Here is a 24,056-nt window from a genome sequence, read left to right on the forward strand (position 1 = left end):
TAGTGCAACTCCTTATTGCTCGTCTTTGTTGTCTTCGTCATCGTCAGTTTTCAGCTCAGTTTTGATATCCTGCATGATATCGCGACGAGCATTACCGGTACGTGCCTTGGCTTTATAAGCTTCGATACGTGATTCGATGATCTTGCGCGGGTAATGGTTATTGGTGACATCCACATCGGCAGTTTCCCAACGCGGATCCACTTCAACACTCACTAATACTTTGTCTTTTGGTGTTACCAGCAACTTCTCAACTTTCTTAGGACTACGACGCCAGATTTCCGCAGGGTAGTAATGACGCTCCTTGCTGCCATCAGTAAAGGTGGCTTCAATAATGATTGGCATGACCAGACCGCCGATGTTACTGAATTCCATGACATAGTAGTTCTGATCTTCGCTAACTGCGCGCTCAAAGGCAGTGCGTTCCCAATCTTCCAGGCCATCCAGGAATTTCTTGTAGGCATTGCGCTCTTTGTTGGTTACTGTCCAGCGGTCATTTTCGTCATAGAAGTCGCGAATATCAGGGTTGCGCTCAACCCAGGTTTTGCCTTCCTGCATGTTGCGCTCAACCGTCACCGGCATTGGCTTGTCTAATTCTTCCTGACGGTCACGATCAAAATCGATATCCGGATCTTCGGTGTCGATACGCAGTTTCGACACTTTATCGATGGAAATATCTACGTGGTCGGTGCTGTAAAACCAGCCGCGCCAGAACCAGTCCAAATCAACACCGCTGGCTTCTTCTAAAGTGCGGAAAAAGTCAGATGGGGTTGGACGTTTAAACTTCCAGCGCTGTGCGTATTCACGCAAGGCAAAGTCAAACAATTCACGGCCCAAAATGGTTTCACGCAGAATCTTGTAGGCTGCCGCTGGCTTGGTGTATGCGTTAGGGCCAAACTGCAGGATGCTGTCTGATTGCGTCATGATTGGCACCTGAGCTGTGCTCTTCATGTAACCGGTAATATCTCTGGGTTCAACACCCCATGGAATATCTGGATCCCATTCCTGACCGGCAACACCGTCCAGAAAGCTGTTTATACCTTCATCCATCCAGGTCCACTGGCGCTCGTCGCTGTTCACTACCATTGGAAAGTAAATGTGACCAATTTCGTGAATAACCACGCCAATCAAAAAGCGCTTTTCAGCCAGGGTATAGGTACGAGAACCATCATCCTGCAAAGTAGTACGTGGACCATTGAAGGTGATCATGGGGTATTCCATACCACCCACAGGGCCATTTACTGATTGCGCAGTTGGGTAAGGATAATCAAAGGAAAAGCGTGAGTAGACTTCCATGGTGTGAACCACAGATTCGGTGGAGTATTTCTTCCACAAGTCTCCGCCTTCTTTAGGATAAAATGACATGGCCATTACCAGTGGCTGTTCTTCGCCACCTTGCTCGTAACCTTTGGCATCCCACATAAATTTACGCGATGTGGCCCAGGCAAAATCTCTTACGTTTTCAGCTTTGAAATGCCAGGTTTTGCTGTCATCAGTGCCTTCTTTTTCATTTTCCAGCGCTTCTTCAGCGGTAACCACGAATACCGGACGCTTCGCCGTTTCGGCTTCTTTCAGGCGCTCTCTTTGCTCTTTGGTCAGGACTTCTTTCGGGTTCTGTAGTACACCGGTGGAAGAGACAATATGATCGGCAGGAACGGTCATTTCGACTTCGTAATCACCAAATTCCAGGGTGAATTCACCTCGGCCCAGGAATTCTTTGTTGGTCCAGGCTTCATAGTCAGTGTAAGCGGCTAAACGCGGAAACCATTGGGCAAACAGGAATATGTCGTTACCACCTTCGCGCTCATCATCCGGGAAATGCTCGTAACCAGAGCGGGCTGAAACGGCGTTCTCTTCCAGTACATTGAAGGCAAAATCCAGTGAAAATTCGGTGCTTTGACCTGGCTTAAGAGGCTGTGCCAAATCGACCCGCATTAGTGTACCCACTATGGTGTAATTCAGTGGGTTGCCCTTGCCATCTTTGACATTGCTGATGTCAAAACCCAGAGGCGTGTCGGCAAATGCTTGTTGCTGACGCAGGAAGTCCAGAGTCATTTTGGCGGGTGAAGAGCCCGTCGCGGAATTAGTCACTGGACCGCGACTGCCTTTACCACCAAAGGTTTGTGTCATACGGGCCATGGAGTCGTCTTTAAAACGGTTCTGATCCAGATAAACCCACAGGTACTTCAAGGTGTCAGGTGAATTGTTGGTGTAGACAATCTCCTCGGTTGCAGTAACGCGGCGCTTGTCTTCGTCCAGAGAAGCGCTGATCTTATAATCTACCTTTTGTTGCCAATATTGATGGCCTGGTTCACCCGCTGCATTGCGGTATACGTTTGGAGTAGGTAAAGATTCGTCCAACTGTCTGAACTTATCTTCAAAATCACCTTTTGTTTGTTTGATGGCTGCGTGGGCAGCACTGAAACTTAACATCATCGACGAAGCGATGACGAGCAGAGTGCGTCTGTTCATTAGATGTTCCTGGCGGGTTCTTGTCGTTAGTTTAATTATACATGATAGGTTATAACATAAGTGATTCGCATTTGTCATCGTACCTGCATTGATAAGGGGCAGTAATACCGCCAGAGAAACTTGCCAGTTACAATTCTCTGCTTTTTTAAAATTAGCATCGTTAATAACCAAATAGCCTTGTACAACTGCGGGTTTTTTGCCAATCTCGCGGATTCGAATATTTCTTTAATTTTCCGGGTTCAAAGAGAGCGGTATGGCGGAGTTTCAGTGGCAGAGGGCCGTAATTAAAATAGGTAGCGCATTAATCGCGCCCGATGGACAGCGTTGCAGTGCGCAGTATTTATTGGCTATCGCCAAATTTATCACTGAAAGCCGACTTCAGGGCAAAGAGGTGGTGTTAGTATCGTCCGGTAGTGTTGCTGCAGGGCGCAGCCAGGTGCCGGTGACCCATCAACCCACCATCGCTGAAAAACAAGCGATGGCAGCCATTGGGCAGTCGCAGATGATGGCGAACTGGGTGCGCTTTTTCGATTTCCCCTGTGCCCAGATTCTGCTGACTTACGATGACCTTCGGGATCGCACCCGTTATGTGAATATCAAAAATACCCTGCGGGAGCTATTAAAACACCAGGCTTTGCCTATAGTGAACGAGAATGACAGCGTCGCCGTCAATGAAATTAAAGTGGGTGATAATGACAATCTGGCCGCCTATACGGCATTGGTTGCTCAGGCCGATACCCTGATAGTTTGTTCCGATATTGATGGTCTTTTTGATGCGGATCCGCGTAAGAACCCCCAAGCCAAACTGATCCCGGAAGTGCTGGCTATTACTCCGGAGATCCACGCGCTGGCTGGAGGGGCCGGAACTAAGGTGGGCACCGGAGGCATGGTGACTAAATTGCAAGCAGCTGAGAAGTGTGCCCAAAGCGGTATTCAGACCTTGATTGTCAACGGACGTAAAACAGAGGTATTCGACGCACTACTTAAAGGGCAATGCCCTGGCACTTTATTCCGGGCAACCGCATCCCCTGAAGGGGCGCGGGCACAGTGGCTGCGCCACACCTTATCGACAAAAGGTGATATTGAAGTGGATGCCGGTGCGGCGAATGCACTGTTGCATAAAGGGGCATCCCTGTTACCGTCAGGCATCATCTCTGTGATGGGCAAGTTTAGCTCTGGAGAAGCGGTGCAGGTAACACATAACACAAAGCCCATCGCAAAAGGGTTGGTGTTATACAGTGCCGATGATTTAAGGCTGATAGCCGGGCAAAAGAGCCAGCAAATAGAATCGATTTTAGGCTATACACTGAATGAAGCGGCGATCCATCGCGATGATTTAATTCTTTTACGAAACAACTAATTCAGGTGAAACATGACATTTTCAGTATCTGAGGCTGCTAAAGCAGCGAAACTGGCGGCAAGAAGCACGGCTAAATTAACAGATAAGCAAAAAGCGGCAGCGTTACATGCTATCGCTGCGCAAATTATTGCTAGTGAAGAGGCAATATTAAAGGCCAACAAGCTGGACCTGGAGCAAGGTGAAGCCAATGGCCTGAGTGCGGCTATGTTGGATCGACTAGCACTTGATTCATCGCGTCTGCAAAACATCGCCAATGCGGTGAAAGATATTGCCGACCAGCCCGACCCGGTTGGCAGCACCAGTGGCTCACAGAAGTTACCGTCTGGCATTGAAGTAAGCAAAATGCGTATCCCACTGGGTGTCATTGCCATGGTGTATGAATCTCGGCCCAATGTCACAATTGATGCCGCTGCTTTGTGCTTCAAGGCCGGAAATGCGGTGATTTTACGTGGTGGTAAAGAGGCGCTGAATTCTAATTTGGCATTGGCTGCTTGTATTCATCAGGCCTTTGCTGAGCAGGGGATTGATGAAGCGGCGGTTACGGTGATCCCGGACCCGGACAGAGCCATCATGAGTGAACTACTTACTTTGAGTGATGATATTGATTTAGTGATCCCCCGTGGTGGCGAAGGCCTGATACGCTTTGTTACCGACAATAGCCGCATTCCGGTGATTCAGCATTTTAAAGGGGTATGCCATCTTTATGTGGATGTTGCCGCGGATTTGCACAAAGCCCTTAACATTCTGGAAAATGGTAAGACCCAGCGCACTGGTGTTTGTAATGCGCTGGAAACCCTGTTGGTACACAAGGACATTGCCAGTGAGTTTATGCCTCAGGTAGCGACTTTGTTTAAACAGCACGCTGTCACAGTGCACGCCTGTCCAACCTCGCTTGAATATTTTGCTGAGGCAACTGCCGCTACAGAGGATGACTGGCACGCCGAATACCTTGCGCTGGAAATAGCGGTGAAGATTGTCGATGATTTTGACGGGGCGGTGGAGCATATCGCCAATTATGGCTCCGGCCATACCGAAGTTATCGTGACTCAGGATATCAGTACTGCAAAGCGCTTTACCCGGGAAATTAATTCATCGGTAGTGATGGTAAATGCTTCTTCTCGTTTTTCAGACGGAGGAGAATTAGGGCTTGGCGCGGAAATTGGCATATCCACCAGTAAACTTCACGCTTACGGGCCTATGGGGGCTGAATCCCTGACCACAGAAAAGTTTGTGGTTATGGGAGATGGGGAAATTCGCTCCTGACCGTTTTTTGCTTGTGACACTGTAAATTCAAATATTACAGTTCTGTTTTGCAAGGAAACTGCAAATGTCTAATGGATTATTGTTTTGTTTGTGTGCCCTGATTTGGGGCACCACCTGGTACGCTATTACCTTCCAGCACTCTGAAATGGCGCTGATATATTCAGTGGGGATACGCTTTTTTCTGGCCGCGTTAGTGCTGGGGCTCTGGTGCTTGTGGCATCGGTTGTCGATGCGCTTTGGTTGGCGTGTTCACTTAAAAATGCTCGCTGTGGGGCTCAGTTTATACACTCTTGACTATGTGTTTTTGTATCTCGCACAACAATATATTGTCAGTGCGTTATTGGCGGTTTTGAGTGCCAGTGTTGTCTATTTTACTGTGTTTTTACGCCGTTTTATGTTGGGTAAGGCCATACGCCCGGAAGTATTGCTCGGCGCCGCCATTAGTGTGATTGGCTTGTATTTGTTGTTTGCTCCGCAACTCAGTGGCGTCAATACCGGTACGGCATTGCATACCGGTTTGATATTGGCTGTGATTTCCTTTTTCTTTGCTGCAGTGGGCAATGTGATTTCTGAAAACGCCTTGTCAGAGGCAGTGCCCGTGGTGCAGTTTAATTTTGGTGCCATGAGTTACAGCTTGTTGTTTACCTTCGGCTATGGCTTTTTCAGCGATGCCCCTTTTGTATTACCCACTTCATTTGAGTACTGGGCTGCACTATTGTATCTGGCACTATTTGGCTCGGTATTGGCGTTTGGCGCTTATATGAAACTTGTTAAGCATCTTGGCGCGGATAAATCCTCTAACGTGATCCTGGTGTACCCTGTTGTCGCGCTAATGGTCTCCACCTTGTTCGAAGACTACCGCTGGAACCTGTTGGGGTTAGTCGGTGTGCTGGCTATTATGCTGGGCAATGCCATTGCCATGGATAAAATTACCTTGAATGGGCTTGCCCGTTCATGGCACTTTGTAAAATTATCGTTGGTCAGAAAATAAGTGTTGGCCCGGGAGAAAGTTGCTCTCCCGGACATCGCTTAGCCCTTGCAAATCTGACGTGCGATATTGTCCAGACACAACATGATCTCTCGGCTGGCTTCTTCCATCTTATTTAGGTGTGCAGAAGCGCCTTGTTTGTCATCCTTTTTAATATATTCCAGTGCTTTTACGCCGTTGTCATGCAGATCGCGATGGGGTCGCTCAAGGCGTTGAAACGCTTGCAGCTTACCGTACTTGTCACGTCCAGTACCACTCATCCAGCGACCTAAACGACAAGAGGCCTGGTCTGCCACTTCTGACGCGGATTTATCGCTGGTGCCAAATGCCATGGCATAGATGTCGCCTTTCCAGACAATGTGATCCAGTTTAACCGTCTGAATAAATGAGCGAATAGCAGAATCCTGAATGGCGCTTTTCATCTGGTTGGTTTGTTCCACTATTGAGCCGTAGAACTCATTCAGTTTCTCTACGCCATCCGACAATGTCTGATTGTTACTTTGAATATCATCCACTGTGGTAACGGTTTCGCTGGTGGAACTGATGATTTGCCTCACCAGTTCAGCCACTTCGTTGGCCGACTCGCTGGTGTTGTTGGCAAGCGAGCGAACTTCATCTGCGACAACACTAAAACCCCGACCGGCATCACCAGCTCTGGCGGCTTCAATAGCGGCATTTAGTGCTAATAAATTGGTTTGGTCTGAAATTGACGATATGGTGGTTACAAAGGAGTTAATATTGTCGGCCATTTCCGACAACCCGGTGATATTGGTGGTCATGTTCGACATCTTGTCAGTAAGACCCGACATGCCGGATACGATATTTTTTAACGCGCCACTGGAAACATTAAACAATTCATTGATTTCTTCTACTGCCTGACTTTCGGATTCAATTTTTTCGAACGATGCCAGTACCGTTTCCCGAATGCCTTCCACCTGGGCAATACACTCAATGGCTGAGCGCAATATAGCCTCATTGTGGTTTTCCTGAGTTTGTATGGCACCGGAAGCTAAATCGGATTTGAGCTCTTCCAGCTCCTGACGCAACCGTTCGTTTTCATCCAATGTGGATTGCAATTCTCTATGAAGCAGCTCTTTTTCCTGAGCCAGTTGCTCATAGGTAGATTTCAGTACCAGCATGTAAAGTCTCGTGTGAATTCAAAGTCTTTAAAGATAGTTCAACTTTGCACTAATTGTGAAAGTCTGTCGATGATATACCCAAATCACCTCAAGATGCTAGCTTTCAGCGTGAGATAAAAAACGTTAAGACAAGTAAAAATGACGTAGGCATGGTTGCTCTCACGTCAAGTCATTTTAATGCAGTATAAACGTTTTTTAGCCACGCCCTTCGGGAGCTACACAGCACTTCCATTACTGTGTTGCATCTGTTTGAAAGGTGCCGACATTCCTTCTCACATGCGCCTTGTACTGAAAGCGCTGTGATAGCTCTGAAACAGTATCCTGAGGTGATTTGGGTATAAGTTCCTTTCACCATCGCCCCGACAGTTGTGTTCACAGATTCTTGATTTTTTGCTCCAGCTCCCAACGGGGATCTGTTACGATTTTTTCCAGCACTTCGATGCGCTCACGTAAATCCTGATATTCTCTGCTCCTGGATTTTTCTCGGCCTGACTGAGCTGTAAATTCGGATTTAAAGGGGGAGCTGACTTCCATATTCATCCAGCTCATAACCTGCATATTAAACTTGTTGTCCAGCCAATAGCCCAGACCACAAATGGTGCTAATACCAACAAACAGTAAAACAAATATTAGTAATTCCATGACTGACTCCTGATGTTAAGGTTCAGTTATGCAGTGTCCTTGTGTTCGAAGTTATTACAAAAATATTCAAAAAAATTTTTTTCGGATGTTTGTAATAAAATTGGAAACCTGGATACTAATGGATTCAGTGGATAAATAACCTGTGTTACGAGTGATAAGTTGCAATTGAATATTGAACAAATCCTGAAGGATTATGGTGCGCTGTTTAGCCGTCTCGCGGGCAGTTATGAAAGCAACTTAGCGTTGCGCCAGGAATTGACCCAGGAAATTGCATTACATGTCTGGCAATCGCTCAAACAATTCAGAGGCGACAGCCAGTTAAAAACGTATGTTTTAAAGATTGCTCATAATCGCTGTGTACAACACGTGGTGTCAGAGAGTAAACGTCCCAGAACCGATGAGATTTCCGAAGATTACTGTTTGCAATCGACGGCACCATTGCAAGCCGAACAACAAGTGATGTTGGACAGCTTGTTAACTGAAGTGCGCAAATTACCACTTAAACAAAGACAACTGATTACCCTGCATCTGGAAGGGATGCAATATAGCGAAATCGCAGAAATATGCGGTATGACGGTGTCTCATGTCGGTGTGTCTATCAATCGTATCCGAAAACACTTAGCTGAGGTGTTGCAATATGAATAAGCAAAATGATCCCTTGTCACAGCTATGGCAAAGCCAGCCGGTGCAAACAGTGGATCCGGAAGAACTGCAATTACTGTGGAAAAAGAACCGCTGCAAGCAATGGCTGTGGGTGTTGTCTGATATTTTCGGATTGCTCATAGGGGTTGCTGTTTGTGGCTATATTTTAGCCACAGAAGAAAATTTATTACGCCAGATTTGGTCGTTAAGTTTTATTGTTTTGCTGGTGGTGATGACGCCGTTTTTACTCAAACTGCGGGTGGGCAGTTTGGGTTCAAATATTCCTACCAACGAATACATGTCCAGGCTTATTCAACAAAAACTGAATAATATTCGAATTGCCAGACTGACTAACTGGCTGATGGTGAGCATAGCGATATTTTTCGTCATCTGGTCTATCGCCTTTTATCTCTATTATCAACCAGACCCTAATGAGTACCTCATTAAAATCTTAAAAGGCACTGGTTTTATCCTATTCATGTCTGGGATTCTTGCATTGTGGGCCAAACGCGAAATCAGAAAAAACTCGGCTTTTTTAAAGCAATACAAATCCGTACAGGAGGGGAGCCAGTCACCAGACTGAGCTCCTTACTCACTTAATGGCGTTGCGTTGCAGTTACAGGCAAGACACCCGGGGCCTGTTAATTCTTAGGAATTTTCAGATTGCGCAGTTTGAGTCTGATTTGCAGTGAGCGCGTAGTCAGGAAAATCTCTCTTAAAGAAAACATTAGGGCCATGATTAAAACCATGAGTGCACCGACAAAAATCGAAGAAATCAGCACTGACAACTGAATGGTATAGATGTGACTGATAAACAGTACTGTGATAACGACACAGAGCAACAGAGCGGTTAAGGTATACAGGCTGTATGCTTTGTTGATCAGCGAGATGCGTTTCCACAGATAGCGCAGTTCTTCGGTTTGCACCTTCTTACTCTGTATGTCCTGTACATCCGGGATACTGTTTTCCAGCTCTCTGGAACGATCCATGATACGCATTAGGCGATTGGAGGCGACCCCCAACAGCGCCGCGATACCGGTGATCAGGAAAACCGGTGCCACTGCGGCCTGGATCACCTGACCTATATGAATTATTTCGAGAACCTCACCTGACATGCAACTACCTCACTGATAAAAATGCGCTCTAGTATAGGCCTAAGAATTAGCTCCCAGCTGAATGGCGCGTTTTTGTCTGTTTTCAAGATCATTATCAGTGTGATCATGCCATTGTTTAATTTCTTCGGAAACCAGGGAGGTTAACAAATTTATGTGACTTTCATCACTATTCAGGCATTCGATATATTCGTAGCGTTCGCCCCCGGCTTCCATGAAGTAGTCCCGGTTCTCAACACCGATTTCTTCTATGGTTTCCAGACAGTCGGCGGAAAACCCAGGACACACTATCTGTACTGATTTTACGCCTTGCTTTGCCAGATCCTGTAGTGTGTGATCTGTATAGGGTTTCAGCCATTCTTCTCTGCCGAATCGCGATTGAAAGGTGGTGAGGTATTGGTCCTGCTGTAATCCTAAATATTCAGCAATAAGTCGTGAGGTTTTAAAACATTCACAATGATAGGGGTCGCCATTGAGCAGATAGCGCTTGGGAATACCGTGATAGGAAAAAATCAGCTTATCGGCGCTGCCGTGCTGCTCCCGATGGGATTTAATCTTTTCTGCAACAGCGGCGATATAGTCGTGATTGTCGTGATAATGGCTGATAAATTTAAAGTCCGGCAGCCAGCGACGCTGCATAAAGTCCTGAGCAATGGCATCAAAAGTACTGCCTGTGGTTGATGCGCAATACTGTGGATAAAGGGGCAAAACCAGTAACTTGCGCACGCCTTGTTGAAACAGCTTATCTAGCACATCTGCTATCGCAGGTTTGCCGTAGCGCATAGCAAAATCCACCACCACATCATCACCAAACCTAGACGTTAACTGCTGTTGCAGTGCAGAGGCCTGGTTTTTTGTGTGTAACATCAATGGCGAACCCTGTTCGCTCCAGACTGTTTCATAGGCTTTGGCACTGCGAGCTGGACGAAAGTTCAGGATCACCAGGTTAAGAATGCACCACCAAATCAGGCGAGGCACTTCCACTACCCTTGGATCAGATAAAAACTCTTTCAGATAGGGCTTTAAGGCTTTTTTGGTGGGAGCTTCGGGGGTGCCCAGATTAGTAATCAATACCCCGATTTTATCCGCCTGGCCATGGTTAAAGTGTGAGCTGTTTTTATACTTCATACCGATTACATTTCATTTCAGTTACAGAGATTACGCAGGCGATAAGCTAATGGTTTTCAGCTGCTGAAAAAAAGACGAAGGGTATACCTTCGTCTTTTGCTCAATTAGGGGTTGTAATAGGTTGCCGCCCCAGGACCTACTGGCATGCCTAACAGGAATACCCAAACATAAAACAGGATAGTCCAGCCTACGATGTACACCATAGAATATGGCAACATGGTGGCTATCAGCGTGCCCATCCCCAGGTCTTTCTTGTATTTAGCGGCAACTGCCAAAATTAAGCCAAAGTAGCTCATCATTGGAGTAATGATGTTGGTGGAAGAATCACCAATACGGTACGCCGCCTGAATTACTTCCGGCGAGTAGCCAATCAGCATCAGCATGGGGACAAATATCGGTGCAGTAACTGCCCATTGTGCTGAAGCACTGCCCAAAGACAGGTTGACCATACCGCACATCAAAATAAACAGGATAAATACCGACGGTCCGTCCAGCCCAACCGCTTGCAGGAATGCCGCTCCTTTAACTGCCAATACTGTGCCCAGGTTGGTCCATTTAAAGAAGGCCACAAACTGCGCAGCAAAAAATACCAGAGTTATGTATAAGCCCAGCGAACTCATGCTTTTGGCCATGGCATTGATAATGTCGCGGTCATTTTTCATGGTGCCAGCGACGCGTCCATAAACGAAACCCGGAACGGCGAACGAAATAAAGATAAAGGCAACGATACCTTTCAGGAAGGGAGAACCCGCAACTTCGCCAGTTTCAGGGTGACGCAACACGCCATTTTCGGGCACTATGGTTAGCGCCAAAACCACACAGACTGCCACAAACGCCAGACCTGCCATTTTCAGGGCTTTCTTTTCCTGAGCTGTAGGCTGTTCAATTTTGGGTTTTTCCAGTTCGACAGCCGCTTCGCTTGGATCGTATTTGCCCAAACGAGGCTCGACAATTTTTTCGGTAACAAAGGCACCCATAAAGGCCACAGCAAAAGTACTGATAAACATGAAATACCAGTTCACTTCGGGTCCGACAGTATATCCCGGGTCAATCATGTGGGCGGCAGCTTCAGTGATACCGGAAAGCAATGGGTCAACTGTGCCCAACAAAAGGTTAGCACTATAACCACCGGAAACACCGGCGAAGGCGGCGGCTAGTCCGGCCAGCGGGTGCCTGCCCAATGAGTGGAATATCATGGCAGCCAGCGGGATCAACACCACATAGCCCAACTCCGAGGCTGTGTTGGAGATAATACCGGCAAACACGATCACCACAGTCACCATCCTGGGTGAGGCGTTAACAACCATAGAACGCATAGCGGTTTGCAGTAAACCACTGTGCTCAGCCACAGATACCCCCAGTAAGGCTACCAATACCGTTCCCAGAGGTGCGAACCCGGTGAAATTGGTAACCAGACCGGTGACAATGCGCTGTAATCCTTCCGCGGTCATTAGGGAAATTACTTCGATGACGCCATCGGCTTCACGGCCTTTTGCACCTTCCGGACGTGGGTCCAGAACGCTTACGTCGAAATAGCCTAATACGCCGCTCAACAGCACAATGAATAAGGCAAACATGGCGAACAAGGTTACAGGGTGGGGAAGCAAATTCCCGAGCCACTCTACGGTGGCTAAAAACCTGGCAAATGCGCCAGATTGCTTCTCATTACCGGATTCAGATAACGTTTTGTTATTTTCCGGTTGAGTGGTGTCGTTAGATGAACTCAAATTTTATCCTCGTAGCTTATTGCCGGGAATTTACAATCCGGCGAAGTTACTCTTATATTTTTTAAGGCACGAGGTTAAGCATTTTTCGCCACCACGTCCAGTTTCCAGGGCGATTTTGAACGACCCAAAGGCGTTTAGCTGACCAGTTTTAACGCTATCGGGCTGATTCAGATAGTTAAGCTGTTGTTGTATACCAGGCCTCTATAGTCTTCGGGTTTCCGGCAAGCTGTTGCCCCTAAACAGAATTTTATTGCCGTAAGATTGTTGTGGATGACACAAAAGTTGTTGGTCGCTACCAGGTCTGGCCTTGGCTATAATTTACTTCATGCCTGTGGCGTAAAACCAGCCTTACATAGCGAAAAAACGGATGCAGGCGTTTTTTCTGGCGTAAATTGTGCTTTAAGTCGAAGTTAAGATATTAGAGCGTGTTGTTTTTGGCGCTATTTTCCGTGAATGAGATAGTTGAGTTTTTTTCAACATAGCCGATAGTCATATTACCGGTACAGAGAAATTAATTATGAAGAAGATTTTGATTTTAGTGCTTTGCTGCTTTTCAGCCCTTTCTCAGGCACAGTCACAAATTAAAGCCGTACAATTGTATAGCCAGGATGAGTTACTCAATCTGATTAATCGCAACGAACACTTATCCCGTGTGGTATTGGATGATTGTCAGTTGGTGCAGGACATCGAAGCCCGGGCGGAAACGCTTAAAGTTCCGGCTTATCAGTTTCTTTGGGGAGATATGTTGGCTTGGGGAGTTTGTGTTGAAGCGGATCCAGAGCGCGGTGTTCCATTGATGGAAGAGGCCGCTATGCAGGGCTTAGCGCCAGCCATGGAACAATTGGGACGCTATTATGCCGCTGGAAAGCTGGTTCAACAGGATATTTCTCGCGGCATTGTTTATTTGCGAGAAGCTGGTTCACTGGGTAACTTGAAAGCTCAGATCCAATTGGCAGAACTCTTTATTGAAGGTCATGGCAGTCCTTACGATTATGAAGACACCTACCACTGGTTGTATAACGCTATTACCAATGACGCTAAGTTACATCAGAAAATCGCAGATTGCATGGCGTCGTTAGAAGAATTGATGCATCCCAAAAGTGTGCGCAGGGCACGTCGTCCACTGGAATCCTGAGCGTCTCAAGGCCCGCGGTCCCGATAAAAATTTATTAGCCGCGGGCAATGAAAAATTTCCGCTTGTTGGTATACTGATGGCATAACTAAGTCAGGGAGCGAAAGCTCCGTCGAGAGATATGCAAGACGATCCATATTATGCCAGGGAAAAGGCTAAATACGAACAACCAGTCGCTTCCCGAGAATATATACTGCAATTGATCAGCGATGCTGAGCGGGCACTGTCCTTTCTGGATATATGTCAAAAGGTAAACGCCAAAGATGAAACCAGCCGAATTGCGGTGCAGCGTCGCTTGCGCGCCATGGAGCGCGAAGGCCAGGTTATTTTTAATCGTCAAAAGCGCTATGAAGTCGGCTCGGTGATCACCCATGTGACCGGTTCGGTTATCGGGCATCGCGATGGCTTTGGCTTTTTAAAGCGCGATGATGAAGAGCGAGATTTATATATCTCTGCCGGTCAAATGCAGTTCTTACTACATGGCGATCGCGTAGCCGCCACGTCAGGTAAAAAGGATTCCCGAGGCCGTATCGAAGCCCGAAATATCGAAATTATCGAACCACGTAAAGAGCCCATTGTGGGGCGCTTTTTTATGGAAAGTGGCGTAGGGATTGTTATTCCTGATGACAGCCGCTTGCGCTTCGAGTTAATTATTCCCCCAGAGCATATCAATGGTGCTAAGCAGGGCCATGTGGTGGTGTCTGAAATGACACAGCGTCCGCGCAAACGGGTGTCGCCAATTGGTCGCATCATCGAGGTGTTGGGTGAGCACATGGCGCCGGGCATGGAAATCGAAATGGCCTTGCGCAACTTTGATATTCCCCACACCTGGCCTCTGAAAGTCAACAATGAAATCAGCCGTTTAAGCGAAGAAGTCAGCGAGTCGGCCAAGAAAGGCCGTATCGATCTGCGTCAATTGCCACTGGTAACCATTGATGGCGAAGATGCCCGGGATTTCGATGATGCAGTTTTTTGTGAGCCACAGGACGATGGTGGCTGGCAATTGTGGGTGGCTATTGCCGACGTAAGTTATTATGTGAGGCCTAAAAAAGCGCTGGATGATGAAGCGCAAAATCGCGGGACCTCAGTGTATTTCCCCGAACAGGTGGTGCCAATGCTGCCGGAAATCCTGTCTAATGGTTTGTGTTCATTGAATCCCAATGTGGATCGCTTGTGTATGGTCTGCGAAATGTCCATCAGTGCCACAGGTAAACTGCAGGACTACCAGTTTTATGAAGCGGTAATGAACTCTCACGCCCGACTCACCTACAACAAAGTGTGGGCTATTCTGGAAGGCGATCCGCAGCTCTATCAGCGTTATGCCGAGCATGTTCCTCATCTGCAGAATCTTTATAAGTTGTACAAGGCCCTTAAAAAGTCTCGCGCCGAGCGGGGGGCCATTGAGTTTGAGACTCAGGAAACTAAGTTTGTGTTTAATGCGGAACGCAAGATAGATCACATAGTGCCTGTGGTGCGCAATGACGCTCATAAAATTATCGAAGAATGTATGATCATGGCGAATGTGGCTGCTGCTGATATGCTGCAAAGCAATAAAGCCGAAGGTTTGTATCGCATTCATGAGGAACCCAGCGAAGAGCGTTTAAAATCTTTTTTAAGTTACCTGTCTGAAGTGGGTATCACTCACAATCTGACGGAAAAAGCCACGCCCAAACAATTTTGCGATGTAGTGAAAAAAATTCAGGGCCGTCCGGATCAGGAACTGATCCAGACTATGTTACTGCGCTCTATGCAGCAGGCTATATATGATCCCGATAACGTCGGTCACTTCGGCCTGGCACTGGAAGCCTATGCGCATTTTACCTCGCCCATCAGACGTTATCCGGATTTGGTGGTGCATCGCGCAATTAAAGCGGTGTTGGATAAAAAAGCGCAGCGCAAGAGTAAAACCGGCGGTTATGAGTACAACGAGGATGAAGTTGCCAAATTGGGTGAACACTGCTCAATGACCGAGCGTCGTGCAGATGATGCTACCCGGGACGTTTCAGACTGGCTTAAATGCGAATTCATGCAGGCTCATGTAGGTGATTCCTTTGAAGGGGTTATTGCCTCGGTCACTAATTTTGGTTTTTTTGTGCGTCTGTGCGAATTCCATATTGATGGCCTGGTACACATAACCACTTTGACTAATGATTATTATCAGTTTGATGAAACCCGTCAGTATTTGATTGGCGAATCCGGCGGCACTATTTTCCGTTTAGGGGATCAGGTGCAGGTTAAGGTGATTGCTGTGAACCTGGACGAGCGGAAAATTGACTTTACCCTGGATATGCCTTTGCCTACCCGCAAATCCAGAAGGGCATCCAAAGCCAAATCAGGAAAATCTGACCAGGTTAAAGCAAAGCGCATTGCAGCAAAGTCAGGTCGTAAAAAGCCAGTTAAAAAGGCGACAAGCGCCGGTAAATCGAGCGCAGCCAGTAAAAGTAAAAAACGAGGAAAATAAATGGCGCAACAAGAATGGTTGTACGGTCTTCATGCACTTGAGGCGGTAGTGGCCAGAGAGCCTGAACGTCTGATTGAGTTGTATGTACTGAAAGGACGGGATGATGAAAAATTACGTAACATTATTAATCAGGCTCGTCGCTTTGGTATTGCGATACAATTTTGTCAGCGCAAAGTTTTAGATGATAAGGTAAACGGTGAGCAGCACCAGGGCATAGTGGCAAAAGCTAAGCCGGGTCGGGTGCTGGATGAAAAAGATCTGGCAGATATCATTGCCGGTGAAGACAACCCTTTTATTCTGGTGTTGGATGGGGTGACGGATCCTCATAATCTTGGAGCCTGTTTACGCAGTGCCGACGCTGCGGGTGTGCACGCAATGGTGGTACCTAAAGATAAGTCAGCTTACCTGACACCAACCGCCAGAAAAGTAGCCTGTGGCGCCGCGGAAACAACGCCCTTGATACAGGTGACGAATCTGGCCAGAACCTTACGACAATTGCAGGAGTCAGGGGTTTGGGTAATAGGCACAGCCGGAGAAGCCGAGCAACTGATTTATGATGTCAAACTGTCCGGGCCTATGGCATTGGTGATGGGGGCGGAAGGCAAGGGTATGCGCAGATTAACCCGTGAAGTCTGTGACGAGTTGATCAAATTACCAATGGCCGGTTCCGTATCCAGTTTAAATGTCTCTGTGGCCACAGGCGTTTGTTTGTATGAAATTGTTCGTCAACGGATTGGCAACTAAAACAGTCCATCATGGAAAGTGAGAGGAGTATATCCTGATGCAAAAGTTGTTAACCGTTGTCGCACTGCTGTTTGCAGTCAACTCTGTTGCTCGGGAAGATATGCCGGATCACGATATTACCCTGTTCGATCTATTTGTTACTTCCGATACCATCAACATTTCTAACCCTGTACCTGTGGCAACCAGAGAGGGCTATGAAAACCAGCCATTATTTATCGATGACAACTCGCTGTATTTTACCCGAATGGAAGACGTTAATGCCGACGTCTGGCTTTGGCAGATGGGCCATGAAGTGGCTATCACCAAAACTTTGGAAAGTGAGTATTCACCAACGCCTATCCCAGGTAGAAAAGGCGCATTATCCACCGTTCGGGTGGAACACGACGGGACACAACGCCTGTGGCAAATAAATTCAGACGGCAGTTTTGAGTTGTTGTTTAGCGACATTAAACCTGTGGGCTATCACGTTTGGCAGGATGATAATGTGGCCTTGTTTGTTTTGGGCGAGCCGCATCGCTTAGAGGTGACGGCACTGGGTCAGAAAGAGACTAAGGTGATCGATGATGCCATTGGTCGCTGTCTGGCGTTAATTCCCGGCACGACAACGATCTCATATACCACCGAAGAAGAAGGTTATCACCAGCTCAGAACCTTTGATTTCGACACTAAAAAGAGCGGTGAGTTGATGAAGTTACCGGAAAAATCTCAGGATTACGCCTGGTTAAATGACAAACAGCTGATCACCTCTAATGGCAAACAGTTACTTTGGTGGGACGCCGTACAGCGAGTATGGCTACCAGTTAATATGCCGAAAAACCTCACTTTAAACGGTATCACCCGATTAGCCATTTCCCCTAATAAACGCCGCCTGGCTGTGGTGCATCACAAAATTTCCGGATAAGCCTGATATCTGGGGCAATTTTGCAATGCCTGGTTTTGGCAGGTGCATTCATAAAAATTATTACAATCTGATTTTGCATTGGTCTTAACAGTAGATTAGTTTTAAAGCTAATAAAGGCCAACATGCTCTCTTGTTTCTTCAAAATAAAAGGATGAATTATGCGCTGCCATGAAATTGATTATGAAATTCTCGGTACTTCGATGCAAATGGTCGAGGTGGAGTTAGATCCTCAAGAGACGGTGATAGCCGAAGCCGGGGCTATGAACTACATGGAGCAGGGCATTGAGTTTGAAACTAAGATGGGCGACGGCTCCGATGCTGACCAGGGCTTTATGAGCAAGTTATTCAGTGCCGGAAAGCGGGTGGTAACTGGTGAAAGTTTGTTTATGACGCACTTTACCAATCATGGTTACGGCAAAAAACGCGTAGCTTTTGCATCGCCTTTTCCGGGTAGCATTATTCCGGTAAACATGGCAAATGTCGGTGAACAGATCACCTGCCAAAAGGATTCTTTTCTCTGTGCTGCACTGGGCACCAAAATAGATATCGCTTTTAATAAAAAACTGGGTGCCGGTTTTTTCGGTGGTGAAGGCTTTATCCTGGAGCGTCTGCAGGGCGACGGTATGGCCTTTATCCACGCTGGTGGAACTGTGATTGAAAAGGAACTAAACGGCGAGACTCTGAGAGTTGATACCGGTTGTATTGTGGGTTTTACCGCAGGTATTGAATACGATATTCAAATGACCAAAGGCTTGCGCAGCATGTTCTTTGGTGGTGAAGGGCTATTTCTAGCAACGCTGAGCGGTCATGGAAAAGTCTGGTTGCAATCGTTACCCTTTAGCCGATTGGCAGACCGAGTAATTCAGCACGCGCCACAAATGGGCGGTAAACGTCAGGGAGAAGGCAGTGTGTTGGGCGGCATTGGTGATATGTTGGATGGTGATAGATAAAGCAATTGAAGCGGGGCTAAAAGCCCCGTCCAATCAAAACCGATAGGCTAATGATAGGGTGTAAACATAGGGATCGATGTCGACATCCACCTTGCCGGTATCAGTGCCTAACTTAAATGTGGCTTCGGTGTCGATATCAATCCAGCGAACCGAGGCGTTGAACGCCCATTTTTCATCAATGTCGATATCTATACCCAACTGGGTAGACAGCCCGAAAGAATCATCCAGATCCAGGTCTGAGAATCCGGCTGTTTTGTTTGCAGCGCTAAAATCCTCGTCGAAAAATACCGTGTAATTTACGCCAAGACCAATGTAGGGGTGCAGATTACTGTTACCCATATCAAAGTAATACAGGGCTGATAATGTTGGTGGCAGGTGTTTGGTTTTACCCAGGGCTCCGACGGTATCCAGGTTGATATCATGAGAAAATGGTGTGGCTGCTAATAGTTCAACCGCCCAGTTGCTATCCAGGAAATAAACGAGATTAAGCCCCAACTGGGCATTGTTATCAACACTGACACCAACCCCTAAATCTGCTCCGGCAACAACTACGTTGCTACTGCTGTCATGTGGATTGACGCTGGTGATACCTCCTCGCAGTAACCAGTCTCCGGATTGAGCAGCCATTGTGCTTAAAGGTAATAGCGTTATTGTTGCCGTTAATGCGAGCTTAGAAAGTTTCATGTGTGTCTCCGTTAATTCGTTGTAGCTATTATCCTCACTGCTCTGTGCTGAAATTTGATCTGGCGCAATACTGGGGATAGCTCGCAATTGCATTTGATTATTTCTTTGATCCGGGTCAAATTACCCCCTCAAGTTCTCAACGACGGACATGGAAAATGCGAAAAATAACAACAAAATTGATTTTGTTACTCTGCCTGATGGCATGTTTTAACCCGGCTTTTTCAGCAACCTTGATAAAGAACATCAAAGGCTATTCGTTTCATGAGGCTCAACCGGTCGGCTTCTCAGCTATTTTGATTGAGCAAGATAAAATCATCGGCGTTTATCAGACTTTGCCGGATGATCTGAACCCTGAAAACATTATTGATGCTAAAGGTGCCGCTCTGGTGCCTGGCATGATTGATGCCCATGGACACGTTCTGGGTTATGGCCAGGCATTGAGCCGAGTGGTGCTAAATGGTGCTGCCAGTAAAGAGCAGGCACTGGCGCGAGTGGCAGAATTTATCGAGCAACATCCCGATGATACCTGGATAAAAGGGCGCGGCTGGAATCAGGAACTCTGGCCCGGAAGGAATTTTCCGGATGCCAAAGCCTTAAGTCAGGTCTCAAAGGGCAAATTGGTGGTATTAGGACGAATTGATGGCCACGCCTTATGGGTTAATCAGGAAGTGCTGGATAAAGCCGGCATTAATAAAGATACGGTTTCACCGGAAGGTGGTGAGATTATTAAAGACAGTGACGGCAACCCTACTGGCATCCTGGTAGACAATGCGATGAACCTGGTTTATCAACTTATTCCCAGCCCAACCCTTGAGGATGTTAAAAATACCCTGGTGGTGAGCTTAAACAAATTGGCATCTCTGGGATTAACTTCAGTGCATGATGCTGGAATTGATTACATTACCTGGCAGGCCTATCAGGCATTGAGTGCTGAGCAGCGTTTACCCATTCGGGTATATGTGATGCTGGATGTGACGGATCCTAATTATCCCGAGATGCTAACCAAAGGTAAGATCAAGTCGGCAGACGATAAGCTATTTATTCGCAGCGTAAAAATATCTTCAGATGGCGCGCTGGGCAGCCGAGGAGCCGCATTGCATGAAGAGTACAGCGATAAAGCCGGGCATTACGGATTATTATTACATGAAATTCCAAAGCTGAATGAGCTAACTTTGCAGGCTATGGAGTCGGGTTTCCAGGTGAATACCCATGCTATCGGTGACAAGGCCAATACCGTCTCTCTTGATGCGTTTGCCAAAGCCATTCAGCAAACAAAAAGTACTGACTTGCGCCATCGCATAGAACACGCTCAGGTAATACAGCCTGAAGACTTTACCCGATTTAAGCAATTAGGGGTTATTGCTTCGGTACAACCCACTCATGCTACCAGTGATAAAAATATGGCAGAAAATCGCCTTGGCAGTGAACGTATCAAAGGAGCTTATGCCTGGCAGCGTTTAATGGCCAGCGGTGCGTTGTTAGCTGGTGGTTCAGATTTCCCCATTGAGCCAGCTGAACCGCTCTTTGGTATTCATGCTGCAGTGACCCGTCAAGACAGACAGAATCAGCCTGAAGGTGGCTGGTATGCCAATGAAGCCGTGTCACTGAATACTGCGTTTCAGATGTTTACCCTTGGCGCTGCTTATGCCTCGCATCAAGAAGGGATTATTGGTTCTATTGAAGTGGGTAAAAAAGCGGATTTTGTGTTGTTGGCTGAAGACCCGCTGGGCATTGAACCCAGCGAGTTGTGGCAGATTCCGGTTTTACAAACCTGGGTGAATGGCGAGCCAGTCTGGCAGGCGGAATAACCAAACAAAGCTGCATCACGCCAGATAGTCCATCAGGATAGCTGTGGCTCTACAGCTTCCTGATCTAACTTTGGCGAGTCCTCTGTAACATTACGCAGCCACTTTTTACTTAACATGCGCCATGAAAACAGGCCGTATTTAGTGGCTTCTTCGCTGTAAGTTGCGATAAATACCCACAATAAGGTGCCGTTGCTACCGGCGACATACCAGGTTACCGGAATTCCCACCATCCACATGCCAATCGTATCGGTAAACAGGCAAAAACGATTATCGGCACCAGAACGCAGGACACCCAAAGATATCGTCATATTAGCGGTTTTAATGGCGATGCCCAGACACATTACCATCAGTATTTGAGTGGCAAGTTTTAATGTGTTTGCGTCGTAGTCGGCAAAGGGGGTTAACAATAAATCACTGAATAGCCACACGATAATGCCAATCAATAATGCAATACCGGTAATTGAAAACGTCATGTTTCTCGCAATCCGGTAAGCCGATTGCATTTCGTTATTACCTAGTTTCTGGCCAGTTAATACCGATGACGCGGTAGCAAAACCCATAAACAATGAGATTAAAGTACCCTCAATCGGGGCCAGCATACTAATGACTGCCAGCGCCTGAGTGCCCAGGCCACCGAATATGATTTGATAGACAAAGGTGCCCAATGCCCAGATGCCAAAATTTAGAGCCACTGGTAAACTGATGGTTACTATTCGAGACCAGCGACATTCTGGCTTTCGCAGAACTATAGATTTTTTAGTGGGCAGGCATAAGTGCCTGGTTTTCATCATGTAAACCAATAACCCCAGAAGTAATAAGGCCCTGGAGATACTGGTGGCCCAGGCGGCTCCGTCGGTCCCAAGCACCGGAATTAATTGGCTATCACCGACATCCAGACCGTTGATCAGCAGGTAGTTAAGCAACACGTTAATTAGCATTGCCATAATTCCGAATAGCAGTGGAACTAACACCTGCGCCATACCGCGCAGCGCCCCTTCAAACACCTGATAAACCAGCAGGATCAAAATAGAAGGTAAAGTGATGGTCAGATACTGGCTGCTGATGCGGATAACGTCAGCATCACTACTGCTCAAGGAGACCAAAGGTACACTAAACAGATTGCTCAACATTACCAGTGGTAGCATGAGGGCAACAGCGACTACCAGGATTTGTGCGATGATAGCCGCGATCGCTTGCTCTTTTTTCGCCCCTATGTACTGTGCCACCAGAATACCTGAGGTGACACCAAATGCGGCACCTATCATCAGCAGCACAAACTGTACTTTGCCCGCCAGACCGATGCCCGCTACCGAGGCCTCACCCAGATGACTGACCATAATAATATCTATCATGCCTAATGCAGCAGCCAGAACACTTTGTAAAGATACCGGCCAGGCAATTTTGATGCAGCGCATCAATGTTGATTGTGCCTGCGTAGCAGATAACTGTTCTGCTTCAGATTTTATCGCGGCCATAGTTGCCTCCTGAAAACCTCTTTTCAATGCCGCGTACTTTAAAGCATTAGTTTATTTGCAACAGATTAGGAATTATCTTGTTTATGTTCAAAACTATCATTGTGTTTATTTTCGAGATACTATTTTGAGTAGGTTACGCACGTAAAAGGGCAATGGTTCTGGTATGTTTCAGGAAATTCAAAATATTCACGAAGACTGCAATGAATTGTTCATTTGCTTACCGGAATTTAAAAGTCTGTCGCCAAACTCTGTACGTTTGGCAGGGATTTCAGAACTGCGCACGCTTTATCAGATAGGCAGAGTGGCGAATCAGACTCATTTGCTTCTGTTTACTCGCAATGGCTATGGACGCCTGAGAACGGCCGATGGTGAATTTGAAATAAGCCCTCAAACCTTGACCGTGTTACCCGCCGGCAAAGGCTTCTATTTTGAGCTGGCATCACAGGAGTGGCAAACCTGCTGGTTTATATTAAAAGATAGTCAGCAATGGAAGGGCATTAATCAAATGCCGCAGGAGGTTTTTCATTGTCGGGAAGTTAATGTGGTGCATTCAACACTTAAGCTTTTGCATCAGCAACATGAATTAGAGGGTAGCGGTAAATCTGCTATGGAAAGTGAGCTGATGGATATTCTGTTCCGCTATCTGAAGCTGGCATTAGGTAATCGTCAAGCTGTGTCTGATGCAGACAGCCGTATCTGGGATTTCATAACGCAACTTTCTGGTCGTTTACATATTCGTTGGACCACGGAGAAAATCGCCGAGGAGCTGCACCTGTCTGAACCTCATTTGTTCCGCCTGTTTAAAGCTAATGTGGGGAAATCACCGATGCAATATCTGACCGAATTGCGCATTCAGCACGCCAGTGAATTACTCAAGCACAGTAATCTGAGCATCGAGCAAATCGCTTTATGTGTTGGTTACAATGATGGCACCAGTTTTTCTCATCGTTTCAGAAAAGCGGTGGGGGCATCTCCGGGGATTTGGCGGCAAAATCAGCATTAATGCCACTACCGCCATAAATAGTACCGTCCCTGTTACAAAATTGGATAATTGAATTTACATGCTGACAACTATTCAAAGGTGGCAGCCAGAGCCTGTTTAGCTGCTGTGCGACCAAGGCAGGCTTTTAAAGGCGCTTTTTTGAATTTTTTCAGGCTGGCCTGGACGGGTTCGGTTTGTTTGATGGTGCCGGCCTTGTCAAACTCTGCCCGGCATTCAATATTATCTGAAGCGGCAAACTCAGTGTAAATGATGCGAACCTGATCATAGCGTTGCACCAGATCCGCATAGGGATAACCGCTGCTAACATAAACCTGTTCGTAGTTAACCTTTGCTAATGTCGATGCTGAAGTAAAAACAGCAATCAGTGCAAGGTATTTAATTGAATTAATTAATCGTGAACCTTTCATGTCTTAATCCTCGTGTTGTTA

21 protein-coding genes are annotated in these 24,056 nt (G+C 46.8%); 12 read left to right on the forward strand and 9 right to left on the reverse strand.

The annotated features are described in order from the left end of the window. Positions 1–12: 12 nt before the first annotated feature. Positions 13–2,433, reverse strand: a complete 2,421-nt coding sequence (locus ACXAD8_RS18580) for a M1 family metallopeptidase (RefSeq protein WP_475233019.1) — start codon at positions 2,431–2,433, stop codon at positions 13–15. 289 nt (positions 2,434–2,722) lie between these two features. Here ACXAD8_RS18580 and proB point away from each other — a divergent pair, with 289 nt between their 5' ends. From proB to ACXAD8_RS18595, 3 genes are all read left to right on the forward strand, one after another. After that, the gene (gene proB / locus ACXAD8_RS18585; RefSeq protein ID WP_475231468.1) at positions 2,723–3,829 is read left to right on the forward strand and encodes a glutamate 5-kinase; all 1,107 of its coding nucleotides are present in this window, start codon (positions 2,723–2,725) and stop codon (positions 3,827–3,829) included. Between the two features lie 12 nt (positions 3,830–3,841). Next, a complete protein-coding gene (locus ACXAD8_RS18590; protein ID WP_475231469.1) occupies positions 3,842–5,092 on the forward strand; it encodes a glutamate-5-semialdehyde dehydrogenase in 1,251 nt (416 codons plus the stop codon). A 64-nt stretch (positions 5,093–5,156) separates the two neighbouring features. Further along, the gene (locus tag ACXAD8_RS18595) at positions 5,157–6,083 is read left to right on the forward strand and encodes a DMT family transporter (protein WP_475231470.1); all 927 of its coding nucleotides are present in this window, start codon (positions 5,157–5,159) and stop codon (positions 6,081–6,083) included. Between the two features lie 38 nt (positions 6,084–6,121). On the opposite strand, the gene ACXAD8_RS18600 is transcribed toward ACXAD8_RS18595, so the two are convergent. Next, positions 6,122–7,219, reverse strand: coding sequence for a methyl-accepting chemotaxis protein (locus ACXAD8_RS18600; RefSeq protein WP_475231471.1), 1,098 nt, complete (start codon positions 7,217–7,219; stop codon positions 6,122–6,124). A 372-nt stretch (positions 7,220–7,591) separates the two neighbouring features. After that, positions 7,592–7,861 (reverse strand): hypothetical protein, encoded by a 270-nt coding sequence (locus tag ACXAD8_RS18605; RefSeq protein WP_475231472.1) that lies wholly within the window; start codon positions 7,859–7,861, stop codon positions 7,592–7,594. A 165-nt stretch (positions 7,862–8,026) separates the two neighbouring features. On the opposite strand from ACXAD8_RS18605, the gene ACXAD8_RS18610 reads away from it, so the two are divergent. Beyond that, the gene (locus ACXAD8_RS18610) at positions 8,027–8,506 is read left to right on the forward strand and encodes an RNA polymerase sigma factor (protein WP_475231473.1); all 480 of its coding nucleotides are present in this window, start codon (positions 8,027–8,029) and stop codon (positions 8,504–8,506) included. After that, a complete protein-coding gene (locus ACXAD8_RS18615) occupies positions 8,499–9,086 on the forward strand; it encodes a hypothetical protein (protein WP_475231474.1) in 588 nt (195 codons plus the stop codon). The genes ACXAD8_RS18610 and ACXAD8_RS18615 overlap by 8 nt, the downstream gene beginning before the upstream one ends. A gap of 58 nt (positions 9,087–9,144) precedes the next feature. Here ACXAD8_RS18615 and ACXAD8_RS18620 read toward each other — a convergent pair whose 3' ends face one another. From ACXAD8_RS18620 to ACXAD8_RS18630, 3 genes are all read right to left on the reverse strand, one after another. Next, positions 9,145–9,618 (reverse strand): DUF2721 domain-containing protein, encoded by a 474-nt coding sequence (locus ACXAD8_RS18620; protein WP_475231475.1) that lies wholly within the window; start codon positions 9,616–9,618, stop codon positions 9,145–9,147. 39 nt (positions 9,619–9,657) lie between these two features. After that, on the reverse strand, positions 9,658–10,743 hold the full coding sequence (gene hemH, locus ACXAD8_RS18625) for a ferrochelatase (protein WP_475231476.1): 1,086 nt from the start codon (positions 10,741–10,743) through the stop codon (positions 9,658–9,660). A 104-nt stretch (positions 10,744–10,847) separates the two neighbouring features. Beyond that, positions 10,848–12,470 (reverse strand): AbgT family transporter, encoded by a 1,623-nt coding sequence (locus ACXAD8_RS18630; protein ID WP_475231477.1) that lies wholly within the window; start codon positions 12,468–12,470, stop codon positions 10,848–10,850. Between the two features lie 517 nt (positions 12,471–12,987). On the opposite strand from ACXAD8_RS18630, the gene ACXAD8_RS18635 reads away from it, so the two are divergent. From ACXAD8_RS18635 to ACXAD8_RS18655, 5 genes are all read left to right on the forward strand, one after another. Continuing rightward, positions 12,988–13,605: a tetratricopeptide repeat protein gene (locus ACXAD8_RS18635; protein WP_475231478.1), complete on the forward strand. Its 618-nt coding sequence runs from the start codon at positions 12,988–12,990 to the stop codon at positions 13,603–13,605. 118 nt (positions 13,606–13,723) lie between these two features. Further along, on the forward strand, positions 13,724–16,063 hold the full coding sequence (gene rnr, locus ACXAD8_RS18640; RefSeq protein WP_475231479.1) for a ribonuclease R: 2,340 nt from the start codon (positions 13,724–13,726) through the stop codon (positions 16,061–16,063). After that, the gene (rlmB, locus tag ACXAD8_RS18645; protein ID WP_475231480.1) at positions 16,064–16,807 is read left to right on the forward strand and encodes a 23S rRNA (guanosine(2251)-2'-O)-methyltransferase RlmB; all 744 of its coding nucleotides are present in this window, start codon (positions 16,064–16,066) and stop codon (positions 16,805–16,807) included. A gap of 37 nt (positions 16,808–16,844) precedes the next feature. Further along, a complete protein-coding gene (locus ACXAD8_RS18650; protein WP_475231481.1) occupies positions 16,845–17,708 on the forward strand; it encodes a hypothetical protein in 864 nt (287 codons plus the stop codon). A 158-nt stretch (positions 17,709–17,866) separates the two neighbouring features. After that, positions 17,867–18,658 (forward strand): TIGR00266 family protein, encoded by a 792-nt coding sequence (locus tag ACXAD8_RS18655; RefSeq protein ID WP_475231482.1) that lies wholly within the window; start codon positions 17,867–17,869, stop codon positions 18,656–18,658. Between the two features lie 33 nt (positions 18,659–18,691). On the opposite strand, the gene ACXAD8_RS18660 is transcribed toward ACXAD8_RS18655, so the two are convergent. Further along, positions 18,692–19,342: an OmpW/AlkL family protein gene (locus tag ACXAD8_RS18660; RefSeq protein WP_475231483.1), complete on the reverse strand. Its 651-nt coding sequence runs from the start codon at positions 19,340–19,342 to the stop codon at positions 18,692–18,694. A 155-nt stretch (positions 19,343–19,497) separates the two neighbouring features. Here ACXAD8_RS18660 and ACXAD8_RS18665 point away from each other — a divergent pair, with 155 nt between their 5' ends. Continuing rightward, positions 19,498–21,150, forward strand: a complete 1,653-nt coding sequence (locus ACXAD8_RS18665) for an amidohydrolase (protein ID WP_475231484.1) — start codon at positions 19,498–19,500, stop codon at positions 21,148–21,150. 32 nt (positions 21,151–21,182) lie between these two features. Here ACXAD8_RS18665 and ACXAD8_RS18670 read toward each other — a convergent pair whose 3' ends face one another. After that, positions 21,183–22,625: an MATE family efflux transporter gene (locus ACXAD8_RS18670; RefSeq protein ID WP_475231485.1), complete on the reverse strand. Its 1,443-nt coding sequence runs from the start codon at positions 22,623–22,625 to the stop codon at positions 21,183–21,185. Between the two features lie 163 nt (positions 22,626–22,788). Between ACXAD8_RS18670 and ACXAD8_RS18675 the strand changes: the two genes are divergently transcribed. Continuing rightward, positions 22,789–23,628: a helix-turn-helix transcriptional regulator gene (locus tag ACXAD8_RS18675; RefSeq protein WP_475231486.1), complete on the forward strand. Its 840-nt coding sequence runs from the start codon at positions 22,789–22,791 to the stop codon at positions 23,626–23,628. Positions 23,629–23,696: 68 nt separating this feature from the next. Here the strand turns inward: ACXAD8_RS18675 and ACXAD8_RS18680 are convergent, their stop codons facing one another. Then, a complete protein-coding gene (locus ACXAD8_RS18680; protein WP_475231487.1) occupies positions 23,697–24,035 on the reverse strand; it encodes a hypothetical protein in 339 nt (112 codons plus the stop codon). Positions 24,036–24,056 lie beyond the last annotated feature (21 nt).

Source organism: Planctobacterium sp. AWH2_060, from assembly GCF_056158425.1.

What these genes read in the sequence shown, in the direction of transcription:
- ACXAD8_RS18580 (WP_475233019.1), bottom strand. Translation starts at nt 2,433, where the DNA reads ATGATGTTAAGTTTCAGTGCTGCCCACGCAGCCATCAAACAAACAAAA.
- proB (WP_475231468.1), top strand. Translation starts at nt 2,723, where the DNA reads ATGGCGGAGTTTCAGTGGCAGAGGGCCGTAATTAAAATAGGTAGCGCA.
- ACXAD8_RS18590 (WP_475231469.1), top strand. Translation starts at nt 3,842, where the DNA reads ATGACATTTTCAGTATCTGAGGCTGCTAAAGCAGCGAAACTGGCGGCA.
- ACXAD8_RS18595 (WP_475231470.1), top strand. Translation starts at nt 5,157, where the DNA reads ATGTCTAATGGATTATTGTTTTGTTTGTGTGCCCTGATTTGGGGCACC.
- ACXAD8_RS18600 (WP_475231471.1), bottom strand. Translation starts at nt 7,219, where the DNA reads ATGCTGGTACTGAAATCTACCTATGAGCAACTGGCTCAGGAAAAAGAG.
- ACXAD8_RS18605 (WP_475231472.1), bottom strand. Translation starts at nt 7,861, where the DNA reads ATGGAATTACTAATATTTGTTTTACTGTTTGTTGGTATTAGCACCATT.
- ACXAD8_RS18615 (WP_475231474.1), top strand. Translation starts at nt 8,499, where the DNA reads ATGAATAAGCAAAATGATCCCTTGTCACAGCTATGGCAAAGCCAGCCG.
- ACXAD8_RS18620 (WP_475231475.1), bottom strand. Translation starts at nt 9,618, where the DNA reads ATGTCAGGTGAGGTTCTCGAAATAATTCATATAGGTCAGGTGATCCAG.
- hemH (WP_475231476.1), bottom strand. Translation starts at nt 10,743, where the DNA reads ATGAAGTATAAAAACAGCTCACACTTTAACCATGGCCAGGCGGATAAA.
- ACXAD8_RS18635 (WP_475231478.1), top strand. Translation starts at nt 12,988, where the DNA reads ATGAAGAAGATTTTGATTTTAGTGCTTTGCTGCTTTTCAGCCCTTTCT.
- rnr (WP_475231479.1), top strand. Translation starts at nt 13,724, where the DNA reads ATGCAAGACGATCCATATTATGCCAGGGAAAAGGCTAAATACGAACAA.
- rlmB (WP_475231480.1), top strand. Translation starts at nt 16,064, where the DNA reads ATGGCGCAACAAGAATGGTTGTACGGTCTTCATGCACTTGAGGCGGTA.
- ACXAD8_RS18650 (WP_475231481.1), top strand. Translation starts at nt 16,845, where the DNA reads ATGCAAAAGTTGTTAACCGTTGTCGCACTGCTGTTTGCAGTCAACTCT.
- ACXAD8_RS18655 (WP_475231482.1), top strand. Translation starts at nt 17,867, where the DNA reads ATGCGCTGCCATGAAATTGATTATGAAATTCTCGGTACTTCGATGCAA.
- ACXAD8_RS18660 (WP_475231483.1), bottom strand. Translation starts at nt 19,342, where the DNA reads ATGAAACTTTCTAAGCTCGCATTAACGGCAACAATAACGCTATTACCT.
- ACXAD8_RS18665 (WP_475231484.1), top strand. Translation starts at nt 19,498, where the DNA reads ATGCGAAAAATAACAACAAAATTGATTTTGTTACTCTGCCTGATGGCA.
- ACXAD8_RS18670 (WP_475231485.1), bottom strand. Translation starts at nt 22,625, where the DNA reads ATGGCCGCGATAAAATCTGAAGCAGAACAGTTATCTGCTACGCAGGCA.
- ACXAD8_RS18675 (WP_475231486.1), top strand. Translation starts at nt 22,789, where the DNA reads ATGTTTCAGGAAATTCAAAATATTCACGAAGACTGCAATGAATTGTTC.
- ACXAD8_RS18680 (WP_475231487.1), bottom strand. Translation starts at nt 24,035, where the DNA reads ATGAAAGGTTCACGATTAATTAATTCAATTAAATACCTTGCACTGATT.